This window comes from Mucilaginibacter flavidus, from assembly GCF_024055575.1.
In the GTDB taxonomy this organism is placed as follows: Bacteria; Bacteroidota; Bacteroidia; order Sphingobacteriales; family Sphingobacteriaceae; genus Mucilaginibacter; species Mucilaginibacter flavidus.
This window is the reverse complement of the sequence record NZ_JAMXOE010000020.1, coordinates 83,098-96,872: the sequence shown is the minus strand read 5'-3', so window position 1 is coordinate 96,872 and position 13,775 is coordinate 83,098. Positions and strand designations below refer to the sequence as shown.

At 41.3% G+C, this 13,775-nt stretch carries 17 protein-coding genes; 5 read left to right on the top strand and 12 right to left on the bottom strand.

Translation table 11 applies throughout. The features are described from left to right. Positions 1–288: 288 nt before the first annotated feature. The 10 genes from NAF19_RS23330 to NAF19_RS23290 form a co-directional block, all read right to left on the bottom strand. Positions 289–1,437, bottom strand: coding sequence for a type II secretion system F family protein (locus NAF19_RS23330; protein WP_252792762.1), 1,149 nt, complete (start codon positions 1,435–1,437; stop codon positions 289–291). Further along, complete coding sequence (locus NAF19_RS23325; RefSeq protein ID WP_252792761.1) at positions 1,424–1,930, bottom strand: PulJ/GspJ family protein; 507 nt, start codon at positions 1,928–1,930, stop codon at positions 1,424–1,426. Before NAF19_RS23325 ends, NAF19_RS23330 begins: the two co-directional genes overlap by 14 nt. Continuing rightward, a complete protein-coding gene (locus NAF19_RS23320) occupies positions 1,923–2,285 on the bottom strand; it encodes a hypothetical protein (protein WP_252792760.1) in 363 nt (120 codons plus the stop codon). Before NAF19_RS23320 ends, NAF19_RS23325 begins: the two co-directional genes overlap by 8 nt. Then, positions 2,267–3,532 carry a hypothetical protein gene (locus NAF19_RS23315; RefSeq protein ID WP_252792759.1) on the bottom strand — a complete coding sequence of 422 codons (1,266 nt, stop codon included), beginning with the start codon at positions 3,530–3,532 and terminating at the stop codon, positions 2,267–2,269. Before NAF19_RS23315 ends, NAF19_RS23320 begins: the two co-directional genes overlap by 19 nt. A gap of 9 nt (positions 3,533–3,541) precedes the next feature. Next, positions 3,542–4,006, bottom strand: coding sequence for a toxin-antitoxin system YwqK family antitoxin (locus NAF19_RS23310; RefSeq protein WP_252792758.1), 465 nt, complete (start codon positions 4,004–4,006; stop codon positions 3,542–3,544). Next, on the bottom strand, positions 4,003–4,485 hold the full coding sequence (locus tag NAF19_RS23305; RefSeq protein ID WP_252792757.1) for a hypothetical protein: 483 nt from the start codon (positions 4,483–4,485) through the stop codon (positions 4,003–4,005). The genes NAF19_RS23310 and NAF19_RS23305 overlap by 4 nt, the downstream gene beginning before the upstream one ends. Positions 4,486–4,502: 17 nt before the next feature. Next, positions 4,503–5,462: a fibronectin type III domain-containing protein gene (locus NAF19_RS23300; RefSeq protein WP_252792756.1), complete on the bottom strand. Its 960-nt coding sequence runs from the start codon at positions 5,460–5,462 to the stop codon at positions 4,503–4,505. Positions 5,463–6,028: 566 nt separating this feature from the next. Continuing rightward, positions 6,029–6,340 carry a hypothetical protein gene (locus NAF19_RS23295; protein ID WP_252792755.1) on the bottom strand — a complete coding sequence of 104 codons (312 nt, stop codon included), beginning with the start codon at positions 6,338–6,340 and terminating at the stop codon, positions 6,029–6,031. 108 nt (positions 6,341–6,448) lie between these two features. Next, entirely contained in the window at positions 6,449–6,559 is a 111-nt protein-coding gene (locus tag NAF19_RS30855; RefSeq protein ID WP_370362912.1) for a hypothetical protein, read from the bottom strand. 14 nt (positions 6,560–6,573) lie between these two features. Then, the gene (locus NAF19_RS23290) at positions 6,574–6,828 is read right to left on the bottom strand and encodes a hypothetical protein (protein WP_252792754.1); all 255 of its coding nucleotides are present in this window, start codon (positions 6,826–6,828) and stop codon (positions 6,574–6,576) included. Here NAF19_RS23290 and NAF19_RS23285 point away from each other — a divergent pair. The 5 genes from NAF19_RS23285 (at position 6,800) to NAF19_RS23265 (ending at position 12,395) form a co-directional block, all read left to right on the top strand. Next, positions 6,800–7,108: a DUF4199 domain-containing protein gene (locus NAF19_RS23285; RefSeq protein WP_252792753.1), complete on the top strand. Its 309-nt coding sequence runs from the start codon at positions 6,800–6,802 to the stop codon at positions 7,106–7,108. The two genes, NAF19_RS23290 and NAF19_RS23285, sit on opposite strands and share 29 nt — an antisense overlap. A 117-nt stretch (positions 7,109–7,225) precedes the next feature. Continuing rightward, positions 7,226–7,606 (top strand): VOC family protein, encoded by a 381-nt coding sequence (locus NAF19_RS23280; RefSeq protein WP_252792752.1) that lies wholly within the window; start codon positions 7,226–7,228, stop codon positions 7,604–7,606. 211 nt (positions 7,607–7,817) lie between these two features. Beyond that, positions 7,818–9,143, top strand: a complete 1,326-nt coding sequence (locus tag NAF19_RS23275; protein ID WP_252792751.1) for a paraquat-inducible protein A — start codon at positions 7,818–7,820, stop codon at positions 9,141–9,143. Between the two features lie 22 nt (positions 9,144–9,165). Continuing rightward, complete coding sequence (locus NAF19_RS23270; protein WP_252792750.1) at positions 9,166–10,488, top strand: paraquat-inducible protein A; 1,323 nt, start codon at positions 9,166–9,168, stop codon at positions 10,486–10,488. Between the two features lie 644 nt (positions 10,489–11,132). Then, a complete protein-coding gene (locus NAF19_RS23265) occupies positions 11,133–12,395 on the top strand; it encodes a helix-turn-helix domain-containing protein (RefSeq protein ID WP_252792749.1) in 1,263 nt (420 codons plus the stop codon). A 117-nt stretch (positions 12,396–12,512) separates the two neighbouring features. On the opposite strand, the gene NAF19_RS23260 is transcribed toward NAF19_RS23265, so the two are convergent. Continuing rightward, positions 12,513–12,875 (bottom strand): hypothetical protein, encoded by a 363-nt coding sequence (locus NAF19_RS23260; protein WP_252792748.1) that lies wholly within the window; start codon positions 12,873–12,875, stop codon positions 12,513–12,515. A gap of 2 nt (positions 12,876–12,877) precedes the next feature. Beyond that, positions 12,878–13,357 carry a DoxX family protein gene (locus NAF19_RS23255; RefSeq protein ID WP_252792747.1) on the bottom strand — a complete coding sequence of 160 codons (480 nt, stop codon included), beginning with the start codon at positions 13,355–13,357 and terminating at the stop codon, positions 12,878–12,880. Positions 13,358–13,775: the final 418 nt, after the last annotated feature.

Genomic DNA, 13,775 nt, shown 5'->3' with positions numbered 1-13,775 from the left:
CCCCGCTGTCCGATTTCTGTAAATTTTAACGGGGTTTACAGGTGTAAAGGCCTTTTATTTTATAATATATTGGATGCCAGCAATTTACCATTGGGTCGGGCTATACTGTAAACCCCGCCTGTAAACCCCAAATTAATATGTTGACTATCAGTATATTATAAAAATATAAAACTAAATACCACTGATAATCAGCAAGTTTCACAATGTTCCGCTCCGTTCCGTAAAAAAATGGAACGCTTTGGTCGCATTCAACCTTATGAACAAGGACCAAAATGTAATGATCAATCCCTACTGAAAACTATTACTCATCTGGAACAACGGCAGATACATCGATATTAAAATAACCCCCACAACCAGCCCAAGGAAGATAATGATCAGCGGTTCCATCATGCTGCTGAGGGTGCTGGTTTTGTATTCTACTTCGTCGATGTATTGTTCGGATATTTTGGCGAAAAACATGTCCAGCTGGTTGGTTTCTTCGCCAACTTTTATGAGTTGTATCATTTTGGAGGGATAAACCTTAAACTGCGCCAGGCTCTCATGTAACGATTTGCCGTTCATAATGTCGTCCTCCACCTTTTGCAGGGATGATTCGATGGGGTAGTAATTAATCATCTGCCTGATAAGTGCAATTGCACGCAGCAGGGGCAGGTGCGCGTTGATGAGCAGCCGCATGGAGTTGCAAAAGCGCGCCAGGTATATTTTTTGCACCAGATTGCCTACTACCGGCACACGCATTAAAATTTTGGAGGAGATCTCTTTAAACTTTGGTGTTTTGCGGGTAAACAGGATAAAGCCAATTATCAATGCCAGCAATATCAAAAAACGCCAGAAATTATTTTCCATAGCGTTGGAGATGCCGATGATTTTTTCGGTTATCCAGGGCAGCTTGCCGCCAAAACGCTTAAACACATCGCCAAACATGGGGACCACAAACTTCAGCATAAAAAATACGGCGCCCAATGAGGTGGTGAGTACTACGCAGGGGTAGGTAAGTGCCGATGTTATTTTACGGCGTTGCTTTATTTTGTTATGGTAAAATTTGGCCAGATCGTGCAGCACTTCAATCAGTTTGCCGGTTTCTTCGCCAATTTGCAGGCTGTATACCTCGTACAACGAAAATTTGCCGGTTTGCTGTAGCGCCTGCGAAAATGTGGTGCCGGTTAAAACGGCATCCTGTATTTTTTGGTAAAGTAATTTATCCTGTACTTTTTGCTGGTCGGCAGTTATCAGCTCAAAGCTGCTTTTCAAATTGATGCCGGCCTGCAGCAGTGAACTTAGTTCGAGATACAGGTATTCTTTCTTTTTATCGCTCAGTTCCTTGCTGCCAAAACTGATGTCGCGGTTAAGCAGGGCCATAAGGCCGCCTTCATCCTTTTGTTTGGATGGCTTCGCCTTTTTTTTGGTTTCGTAGCCGCTTAAATCAATTGATGGCATTTGGATTTTTTTCTATCAGGTTTTCGGAGCTGTATGTTTTATGGTAATGGTAACCAATGGTATCCTTTTGATACATCAATACAAAATCAAGCGCGTCTATTATATTCAGGTCGGCTTTGTCGTTTAACTCTGTCAACGGCATACTTTCAAAGCTTGCGTTTACGTCGCGGTTTTTTATTTTAAAGGTATCAATCCTGACGGCTTTTCTAAGAATATAATCGCCCGAAAATTCATACCGCACTAAGGCGCTGTCTTTTACAAAGGAAAATCCGGCCGAATCTTTTTTTATGATTTTTGCCTGATCAAAATCGCGGTTAACCAAATGGTCGAGCGTTACCAGTTCGCCCATGTCATTATTCTTGCTGGTAAACGAACTATAGGATTTTACAATTATGGAATACGAACTATAGGTGATACCAATAAGTATGGCGGCAACCATCATGGTGATGGTAACTTCCATTATGGTATATGCCCTTACTTTGTGTTTATTCATTGCTGTTGGTTATTACCTGTTGCAATTCGGCTATTTTTTGCTTGTTACTGTCGTAAGCAGTTAAATGTATTTCGAGGAGGGCGGCATCGCCGTTGTATGGCTTTGTTTCCTGTTCTATCCGGAAGTCGTCTACTATAACATCGGGTATTGCGTCTGCAGTGCTGTGTTCTGCCTTCTGCGCCATTTCATTTAGTATAGCCTGCGCCTTTAGTTTTTTTACCGATAGCGACATGCGTAATACGTTGGTGTATATCATCATGGCAATGCCAAACACAACGACAATAATTACCATCGATATGACCACCTCCAATATGGTGGAAGCCTGCACCTTGCTTTTTAATTTGCTTCCAGCCATTGTAAAATTTTCGTTCTTTTTTTAACTACCGGTACAAGGTCGCTGCTTACATAATATGGCGATAATGCTTTGGCATCAATTGTACTGTTAATCAGGTAATTTTCGTACAGGGTGAAAGTATTCCGGTACCAAAAACGACTGGTGAACAAACTGCCGTCGACCTCGCTTTTATCGTTCATCTGTGTAATACCATACGAATAAACCTGCCCTTTAATTTTCACATCGTTACCAATTAAAATTAACGGTTTCACAGGTTTGTCCAACTTATCGTAAGTGAAAATCAACCCGCAAAAAGTGCTGCTTTTTCCTATCGATAGTTTGGGCTGGCTATTTACCACGGGGTTTTTGAAGCGCATAACCCCGAGGCACGATGGGTAACTGAAATTGCAATTAGCTTCAACCCTTATAGAATCCGTGGCGAAAAGCTGGCAATTGCCGTGAAAGCCTGACTTAACTACGATGGCCCGTGCGTATACCTGTATGTTTTTGAAACTGGCAGTGCTGTCGACGGTTATCGTTGTGTCCGAAAATAAAATAATGTTGCCTTGTAGCTTAGTGTTTTCAATTGTTTTCGCTTTTTTCTTAAAATTGAAGATAAGCGCTTTGCGTAAAAAAGAATTTGAAATGGAATCAGCTTTAGTCAGTGTGGTATCGCCATTTGTATGCTGGTCAAGAAGCTGTTCAAATTGTCCCAGCCTCGCATTATTCATGGCAGGTAGTTTTCTTTCGCTATTATGTTTTGTACCTATAATAAGCCTTTTATCACCTTCGTACGATTTATTATCAACGTACGCTGTTTGTACTCCTGCTTTAGGTATAAAAACATCGCCGCGAATGGTGGTTTTTCCACTCAAGGAAAACGGCCGGTCTTCGTCAATTAAATAAAGCGCCGCCCATTTAGTTGAATCAATCGCATTTGCGAACGAAAAAGTTTTATACAGTGTGTCTTGTTGGATAAATGCTTTAACAATACCAATGTCAAATACGCCCCATGAAATTCTTCGCACACTTATTGAATCGGCCTGACCTTCAAACAGGTTCAGCGCTTTTTTGGTGACAGAGGAACTATCTGAACCGGCTAATAAAATATTTATACCAGAATTGAGATTGCTTTTTAACTGATAATACCTTGCTTTTGCCTGGTATTGCGCCCTGTAATAATAAGCCGCAACGATGATTGATGAACAAAGCAATCCGATTACAAGGGCAATGATAATTACAATATACAAGGCTGAAGCTTTAACCATGATGTTAGCTTAGCTATTTGGGGCTTCCTTAACAGGCTGGCTTTTCTTTTTATGGATGAAAGGCAATCTTTTCCAAAAAGAAACTGTACTATCCGGAAGCATCGTGCCATCTTTCCAGGTATGCTGATATAGCAATGTCCCATCTTCCTTCCAGTCGCGCCAGTCACCGGTTTTTAAGCCATTTTTATATGTGCCCTGTTCTTTGAGGTTTTTGTTTTGGTAGTATTCAGTGTACTGCCCGTTCAGCAACTTGCCGTTGTATCCGCCTTGTGTTGAGTGGATGGCGTTGGCCTGGTACCATGCGTAAAATAAATTTTTTTTTGCATGCAAGTTTTTGTTGGGAACCCTTATTTCTGCTACAATTACTTTACCTGCGTCAAGCAACCTAACCTTTTCGAAGCCTGAATTAGGTAAGTCCTGTCCAAACATCGTTTGGGTAATACAACAGCATACGATAATGATTAACTTTTTCATAAAGCAGCGGGCTTTATTGGTATAAATTTTATTTTTCCGTTATAACTGATTTTAATGGAATCGCGCAGGTTTTTTATCAGTTTAACCTTGTCTTTTTCCTGCCCCTCAATAAGCATTTCGCTCCGGCCATTAATGCTGATTAAAGTTATTAGCTTTTTTGACGCCGGATTGCGAATATACCCCGAGTATTGTATGAATCCCCAATTAATAGCAGGTTTCGGTGCTATTACAGCAGGTTTATAATTAATTTTTTTTACAGTAGTCACCGTGTCCTTTTGCCTTGTTAAGCCGAACGGATCGTGATAGTTCAGCAGCAAGTGTGTTGTGTCTTTGGCAATAGCATAATCGTCATAGACTTCTTTTTTTACAGACGCCGGACCGGGTGCCACGTCGTCATTACCTGCCGCGGCATCGAAAATGCGGTAGATGATAATGCCCCAGACTATTGCTACCACTAAGCCCAGAAGATATGTGACCATTTTATTTTTCATCTGGCTTATTGCAATACAAAATTCCGTAGTTCACTTACCGCGCCCTCGTTACCGGCGGCGTCAATTGCCGATACTTTCCAGTATAACTTATCGCCCGAACTACCCAGGTTAAATGTATAGCTGTTTGTACTTAACACCATCGGAAAGTTGCTGTTGAATGCGGTTGTCGAATCACTTTTAAACACATAAAGTTTGTACCGTTGTGCAGTTTTTACGGTGTTCCACTGGAGGGTGACCGGCAACTTTACGCTTAAGCCATTTACCGGGGCCGATAAAGTTGGTGCATCGGGGGGGGTATGATCGAACGTAATTGAATTAATGGCTGACCAGCGTGACTGAGCTGTATCGTTCTCTGCCCTTACACGCCACTGATAGGTTTGGTCTTTGAGGAATGTATAATTTATTTGAGTGCCAGGTACAAGCTGGTTCGACAATACCGTACTTTCATTGACAAAATTGCTGGTATCAATTTCAAACCGGTACTTTGTAGCTCCAGACATGCTGCCCCATTGAAAAAGTTGGGCGCTTTGGTTGGTGATAAAATTATTTGCTGGCGACGATAATTGAACGGTTTGCTGTTTGATGGACGATGCTTCAACCTCAAAACTCCGGGCTATAGAAAAGTCAGTTGATGTACTTCCATTTTGGGCGGCTACACGCCATTGGTATTTTCCCGGATCGAAATTGAAAGAAAAGCGGTTTTTGGTAACTACGGTATCCAGAATAAGTCCTCCTGGCGTGGTAAAAGTTTGCGATACAACTTGCAGATGGTACGAAAGTGCATGTTCAACTTCGTCCCACCAAAAGTTTATGGTAAAACTGGCGCTTTGGTACTGCTCAACAGGAGCTTCCAGTTGTACAGTTTTCTTGCTGATCGATGGTTCAATTATCGCGTCACAGGATGTTTGCGCTATTATGTAAGCAAAGAATATGAAAAAAAGATAAGGTTTGAGCATGAATTTCATTGGTGACTAATTTACAAACTTCTTTGAAAAATTCGTCGTAATTAATCTTTTTTAAAAGCGTGGGTTAATTCTGTCTTTGTGTCGACTGTATGTGGACATTCCGGAGCCGTTGATCACCATATTCCGTAATAGTAAACCGCTAACTCTGTAACACTTTGACTATATCAATTCATTGATTAATAATAGCTATTTTATAAAAAGATAACAAAAATCGGTGGTCTGTATCCCACGGAATTGCTTGGTCAAGCCTTCCGGAATATCCAAATAGACTTCATCCGCCTTCAAAACGCTATCGCCTTTTCAACTCATAAATGATTGATTTTTCAATTGTTTTATCCTTGTGAAAATCACATCAATCGCCTATCTTTATATTTTAAGATTTGCACTTAATCTGTATCAAAAAAGCGGTGAGTAATTCGGTGAGTACGTAATTTAGCCCGCTACAAAATATTGAAAGTCAGCGATTTGGGAATACAGTTCGATTCTCGTCGGGACCACATTTACACCCCATCCATGGGAAAGATTATTGAAAAGCCTTTAGATGAAAATCTAAGGGCTTTTTCCTTTTATTTTAATGGAGTAGTAATACAGGGCCTATCAAACATCCGGTCATTACGGAAATTGCTGCGCGGGTTGGAAAGACGCCAGCCCAGGTGCTTTTGCCCTGGGCTCTGCAGCGTGGCACGGCTTTGCTTACCACGCCAAAAAACGCTGCCCGCGCGCGAGAATTTTGACATCTCTTCACTGCCGCAAAACTCCTTTGATGAAATCAGCCGCATTGAGACCATGTAGCGATTCAATGAAGTAGTGAAGACTGGCGTCCCGGGTTTCATCGCACGGGGTAATTGAGCGGAAAAATCAAACAATAGGCGACTCATTGGTTTTGTGTATTAGCATTATCTAATTATGATAATTAATATGTGGACGCAAACGAATAGGTTCGCTTATCAATAAAGCTATTTTAAATTAATTGCAGGCAGCAGGCTCTAAATTTTAATCAGTTTACCCTGGTTAACAATTTTCCCTTGCAGTGTTATTACATAAATATAAACTCCGGGATTAACGTTTAGCCGGAAAGTGTTACGCAATCCATTAATTGCTTTATCCAGGTTTAACCTTCCGCCGGCATCATAAAGCTTAAACTCGTAGTTATTGATTTCGCAGCAAGGTCAGAATAAATGATCCTGCCATCGTCGGTAATTAGTTTCGCCCGGTAATACTGAATACCTTTTTTGGGATTGGCATCGATAAACTGATAGGCTAATGCCGAACTAACTGTGGTAGTACCCAGTGTTGCATAAGTGTTATTACCGGTCAGTTTTTCCCAGGTGATGGATTTGGGGTTTTCCCTGATTTTTGTAGCCATTAAAAACTACCGGGATACACACAACAACGGCCAAATTACTTTTGGTAAGGGGTTGGGTATCGGCCTTTGGATAACGCTTATCGCGTCAACAATTTATGTTATTATATGGATGATAGACTTTAGCTACTTTGTGCCTGATTTTGGCGAAAAATACACGGCCCAGATGGTGGCTGAATTGAAAGCCAGCGGAGCAAGCGCTGCCGAAATAAAAAAGCAGGGAGCCGCAATGGCGGCTACCATGGCGAAATACAAATCAAACTTCGTCTTTAGAGCGATGTGACCTATATTGAAATTGTTCCGGTAGGCATCATAATATCGCTGATAGCTGCGCTTATACTTAAAAAGAATTCTAAATTAGCTACAGCAAACGCATAGATTAAAATAAAACTGGATAAATATGAAAAAAGTAACGGGCCTGGGCGGCGTATTCTTTAAATGCAACGACCCGAAGGCTATGAACGACTGGTATGTCAAAAACCTTGGATTGCCGACAAGCACATACGGAACTACGTTTGAGTGGGTAGATGCCGATGAACCGTCAAAAAAAGGATCGACATCCTGGTGTACATTTCCGCAGGATACCAAATATTTCAATCCATCCGAAAAGCCTTTTATGATAAATTACCGGGTAGAAAACCTGGTTGCGCTGCTTGAAGAACTTAAAAGCGAAAACGTGACCATTGTTGATGAAATTGCCGAATATGACTACGGCAAGTTTATCCATGTGCTTGACCCGGAAGGCAATATCATTGAGCTTTGGGAACCGAAGGACGAATAATACAACGGATACGAATACAGCGGAGATTATTTATTTTCGTAACTCGCAATAACGATATATTACAGGCCGACGGATTTGCTGTCTTTCGGATCATTAAAAACCTGCAATTTAAATTTTTGCGGGTTTTTTGTGCATATAAGGGTATTCCCCCTTCAAACAATTACGGCAAGTATTAGTTATATAGCGGTTTAACTTTCTAATTATAATTGATTTGACCGCAAAACTACAAAGTAATACCGTTAAGGGATTTAACGTCACCCGGCTATTGCTGATACTTGGCCTTGCTGTGCTTTTATGCGGCGAAGGCTACTTCGGCTACCAGCTGCATACCCTTTCAAAGCAACAGGAACAAATCAAGTCAGACTATTCCGATATAAATAACATCACGCTCGGGCTGTTTTCGGTTACGCAGTGGCAGGGTAAAATAACCGGTATTATAAATCACCAGGTTAAGCATTTTACGCTTACGCCGAAACAGAAAAAGGATCTGCAGGTAGAGGTGCAGCAAATACTACTTGCACTCATCAACAAAGCCGAAGGCCTGCTCAACAAAAAGCCAACCTCGCTGGGCGGAAAGATTAAAAAACTGGCGGTTAAAACCTTTGTTAATACCGACACCATAAAAGCCCAGGTACCCGCTTTCGCAAAAAAGATCATCGCCAAAATTGATAATCCGAAAAACAAAAGCAAGTTGAGCAACCTGGCGATGAGCAAGTTTGACGAGGCAAAGCAAAGCGGCTATTTAGATAGCACGATTACTGCAAATGACTCGGTGAGGAATATCATGTTTAAGAAATATCATGTCTCCTCGTCCGAAGAACTTGATAAAAAGCTTACTGCATCGTTGAGCAGTATCCGGGCGCAAACGTATAATTATTCGTTTGGTATGCTGGGCTGCATTGTGGTGGTGTTGATGCTCTGGTGGATATTCAGGAAAAGGGTTGAATTGCACGCGGCACTTTTTATAATGTCGCTGTTATTCGCATTTATCCTGCTGGCGGTAGGCTTAACCGCATCAATGGTAGAGGTAGATGCGCGCGTTAGCTCGCTCGACTTTGTGCTTTTAGGGGAGCACGTAGTTTTTAAAAACCAGGTATTGTTCTTTCAAAGTAAAAGTATTTTGGACGTGGTGGAAGTGCTGATAAAACAGCCGGCTGTTGATTCTATAGGGGTTGGTATTTTGATACTCGCCTTTAGTATCCTGTTCCCGATCATGAAATTAAGCTCTACAGGCATTCACCTGCTAAGCAAAAGGAAACTGGCCGAAAATAAAGTGATCAAATATTTCGCATTTCAATCGGGCAAATGGAGTATGGCCGATGTTATTGTTATCGCCATATTAATGACTTATATCGGCTTGAATGGCTTATTGGAGCGGCAGCTGGCCAGCCTGAATATTAAGAGTGATGCGTTAACCATCATCACCACAAATAATACGGCGTTGCAGCCCGGCTATATCATTTTTATCAGTTTTGTTTTATTCGGATTGGTGCTTTCTACCATTCTGAAGGCTATTACACCCTACGATTCGCATTAATATTAAATAATCAGTTACAGCATTGACAAGTAACCAGCAAAATACCGCGGCAAGGAAATTCGGATTGCCCCATATCATACTCATTCTCGGGTTAGGTATCCTGCTTTGCGGTGAGGCTTATTTTGGCTACCGCCTGCAGGCACTTTCCAGCGAACAGGAGCAGATCAAAGAGGATTACAGCACAGTGAACAATATCACGTTTGGTATATTTTCTGTCGACAAGTGGCGCGAAAGAATAGCGGAAGTTATTAATCGGCAGGTAAGTGATTTTCATATGACCCGTGCGCAAAAGAAAGCTTTGCAGGCACAGGTAGAACATGAGCTGCACAGTTTGGTGAATAAGACGGTGGCAGAGATCAATAAGCCCCAAAAATCATTGGGAGGCAAGCTGAAGAAACTGGCATTTAATGCCATGGTGAATGCGGATGATATACAGGCACAGGTACCGGCGTTTTCGAAAACGATAATAGACAAGGTAAGCAGCCCGGCAAGCACCAAACGACTGAAAAATATTGCAACAAGTAAGCTAACCCAGCTTGAAAACCAAACCTATGACAGCACTTACGAGGCCGACTCCGCAGTTACCAAAAGCTTATTCAGCAAATACCACGTTGCCGGTGCCGACGAGTTTAACAAAAATTTAGATACCCGGTTAGCCGCCATCCGTACAGTTACTTACAACTACGCATACGCTATGCTGGGCTGTGTGGTATTTGCACTTGCCCTATGGCTGTTAATGCGAAACCAGGTGCACCTGCATACCCCGCTTTTTGTGATGTCGCTATTGTTTGCTTTGATTTTATTGGTGGTGGGTATAACTGCAACTATTATACAGGTAGATGCACGGATACAGACCTTCAATTTTACGCTGATGGGCGAAAAGGTGGCATTTGACAACCAGGTATTGTTTTTCCAAAGCAAAAGCATATTCGGCATAGTTAAAGCATTGATAAGCCAAACCAAGCCCGACGCTGTATTAGTGGGTATACTTATCCTGTTATTTATTATTGTGCTGCCGATGTTAAGGATGATAGCGAAAGGGATTCATATCGTAAGCCCGAAGAAAATTGCTGAAAACCGGGTGGTGAGATATTTAGCGTTTGAGTCGGGCAAGTGGGATATGGCCGATGTGATGGTGGTGGGTATCCTCATGACCTATATTGGCCTGAACGGCATCATCAAAAGCCAGCTTTCCAACCTGAATATTCATAGCGGCTCGTTGAATGCCATAACGGAAAACAATACATCACTTCAGCCGGGATATATCATATTTGCAGGCTATGTGATTTTTGCGTTGATATTGTCGCGCATTTTAAAACGGATTACTGCCCACGGTGAGGTGTGAAAGTGCCTGTAGCTTTACGAAAGCTTATAACTTAACGTTAGCCAGGCATCCCTATACCGGTAAGGCATTCCATTTTCTCACGCGGAACACCCGGAACGCTGCGAAACATGCTGATTATCAATTGTTTTGATTTTTGCCAATCGTAATATGCAGATAATAAGCGCTTGCAGGTTTTTACATCTTCTGTCCCCGCAGGGTCTCTCGCAGATTTAAGTTAACCCATAAACATATGCGAATTTTGCAGCAGATGGTTAGATGAATTAAAGAGGCATAGCCTCGGCCAGATATTGTAGTCACGGGTTTTAACCCGTGGAATAAAGACGAAATGGGTTCAGAACCGTAGGTTCGACCAATATTGTTGAATATTTACACCTAAATATGGCTCGTGCCGACGGCACTCGTTATTTTTTTTTCAATCTACCACGGGTTGAAACCCGCGGCTACAATATGTTCCGGGCCGATGGCCCTTTCTGTCGCCGCAGGGTCTCTCGCAGAGGACCCTGCGATGGTTTGCAGCCATACATAAATGGAGCACGATCCCGCGCATACCTGGCACGTGGCGCAGGGTCCCTTTCAGGAGACCCTGCGGGGACGAAAACTATTCGAATGACTTCAGGAATATAGTTTTTTGTATATTTTAGCTCATGATTCATTTCGAATTTGGCTTTTACAGTTCACTGCTGCTGATTTTTTTTGTACATGGGTTGGTCTATGCCATGCTACTATTCCGAAAAGGCTTCAACAACGAAAGCACGGCGGACAAATGGTTAGCAATATTTTTGCTGCTTTGCATTTTGCACATCACCCCCTGGATGGTAGGCTTTGCCGGCTGGTACGATAACCAGCCTTACAGGGATTTTCTGTTTTATTTCCCCTTTCAGCATTTGTTTTTCATTGGCCCGGTTATATTTTTTTATGTACAAAGCCTTCTTAACCCCGCTTTCCAATTTGGCAGGAAAGAATGGCTCCAATTAGTGCCGGGGATCTTATATCTATTGTTCACCCTCATCATGTATATTACAGACAAGGTCATACTGAAGAAATATTTTTTTCTCGCCGGTGGAACTGACCCTGATTTTGACAGTTGGTATCAATACGCCGGTTTTATATCTATGTCGGTTTATTTTCTACTTAGCCTCCGTTACTATATGATCTATAAGAAAATAATCGTGCAGGTAATAAGTTATGCTGATGTGGTCTTATTTCGTTGGGTGCAAAAGTTTTTAATTGCTTTTTTATTAATGCTTCTGCTAAAGCTCTTATATTTTGCCGGTACTCAAATTCCTGCATTCAGAAAGCTTTCTTATACCGGACCGTGGTTGGAATATTTTTCTTTTGCCATTGTGTTTTATTATATAGCTATAACGGGCTATTCAAATTCAATTGAGGCAAAAGTTTCTTTTAAAATTAACTTACTGGAATATAAAAAAGCAACTTTATTGCTGGCTCCGTTTTCATCGCTGCATAATAATCATATCGTTGAAGATGCGCAGATGGTTGAAATTAATTTAGAGGACGCAGAAAGCCAAAAACACGATGACGCAAGTATATTTCTAAACGAATGGCGGCTAAGAATTATTCAATTTGTAGAAAGTGAAAGAAATTATGAAGACCCTGAATTATCGCTAACCCAAATGGCGAAGCAATTGCAGACCAATGTCAGCATACTCTCCAAAGCTATAAACCAGGGTTTCGGCTTAAATTTTAATGATTTTATTAATCAATACCGCATTGAAAAAGTGAAACAAATGTTATATGCCGGTGAACAAAAAACTAAAACACTGTTAGGTATCGCATACGATTGCGGGTTTAATTCAAAAGCAACTTTTAACAGGGCCTTTAAAAAGGCAACCGGTTTAAGCCCGAAAGATTGGATAACAAAGGAAATATCCAATCACCAGGTATAAAATATACGGATTCCGGCTTTTACAACCCGGCGCATCCAATACCCGCTCATTGCGGCAATTTATATTTTACCGCTTTTAGGATCAATAGTAAAAATGTCCCTTAACGAAAGCCCCTGCTTATTTTTCTAAGTCAAAAACCGCATTGTAATAAGTAGTGTCCTTGTCACTAAAAACTAATCTGCGGTTTGGCCGTTCCTTTAACTCAAATTCGCCATTTACGGTAAATTTTATTTCAGCGAATTTATAACCGGTGTTTACGGTAGCCGTTAAAGTATATAATGAATCCTTAACCAGTGGTGTCAACGGGAAATCTTTATCCCAACTTAAGGGGGTGCCATTCCCTCGTATGCCGACTGTTTTAATGTCTTTAATATGGTTTACTGTTAGTTTAATTATAATGGTTTTTTTATAAGATTTCTGCACGCAGCTGCTTGCTAGCCATACCAATAAGGTTATTAAGATGAGGTGATGTTTTTTCATTTTTATAATTTTTTAGAGATGAGATGATCCAATCCAAAACGCCCGCTGCCCAGTACCATCGTGAACAAACTTACCCAACCAAAGCCGAGTGCGGGCAGCGTATTCCATGCCCCATTACTCCACTGCTGCAGAAAGATTGCTACCATCATGGTGCAAAAAATCAGGAAGGAAAAAATTCTTGTTTGCAAACCCAGTAGTAAAAAAATCCCACCTACAGCTTCGCTAAAGGCACCCATCCATGCAAAAAATATTGGAAACAGCTTAAAAATGCCACCATATTCGGCAACATCGTGCGGAAACCAGAATGCCACTTCAAAAAAGCCGAGATTGTTATCGGCGGGGCTCCACGGTAATCCAAATTTTGCAGCCCCAAAATTCGACGTCAAAAGGAAGCCGCAAACCAATCTTGGTATCATCAACATGACATCCTGCCACCAGTATGGCAATAAAATAGGGGAAGTTAAGCGTTGCAGCAATTTCAATAATTTTGTTTTTAATAGCATATGAAAAGTATTGGTTTTTAAGGTTCTTTGATATTTATAGTTAATTCTTGTTTTTACTGATTTTATTTCCCGGCTATCGGGCTACCGTTTGACAAAGATTGGAGTATACTAAGGATCAGTCGCCGCAAATGATAATTTGAGACCGAATAAAAAGATTGATTGAAGTAAGAAAATGAATTTAACCGACAATATGAATATCGTGATCGTCAAATAGTATAGGGTTAAGATTAACCTTGCTGTCACCGGTTGCCGTGAAAAAGTCTGCCATTTTTCCCAATGAACGATGAGAATTTAAGCGGGCTTAAATTCGCGAACTATTATAATACGGACTGGCAAAATCTTGTGTTTAAGCGGAACGCTTAAACTTTTTTGTGTCCAGGAAGCATGCTTGGACAGG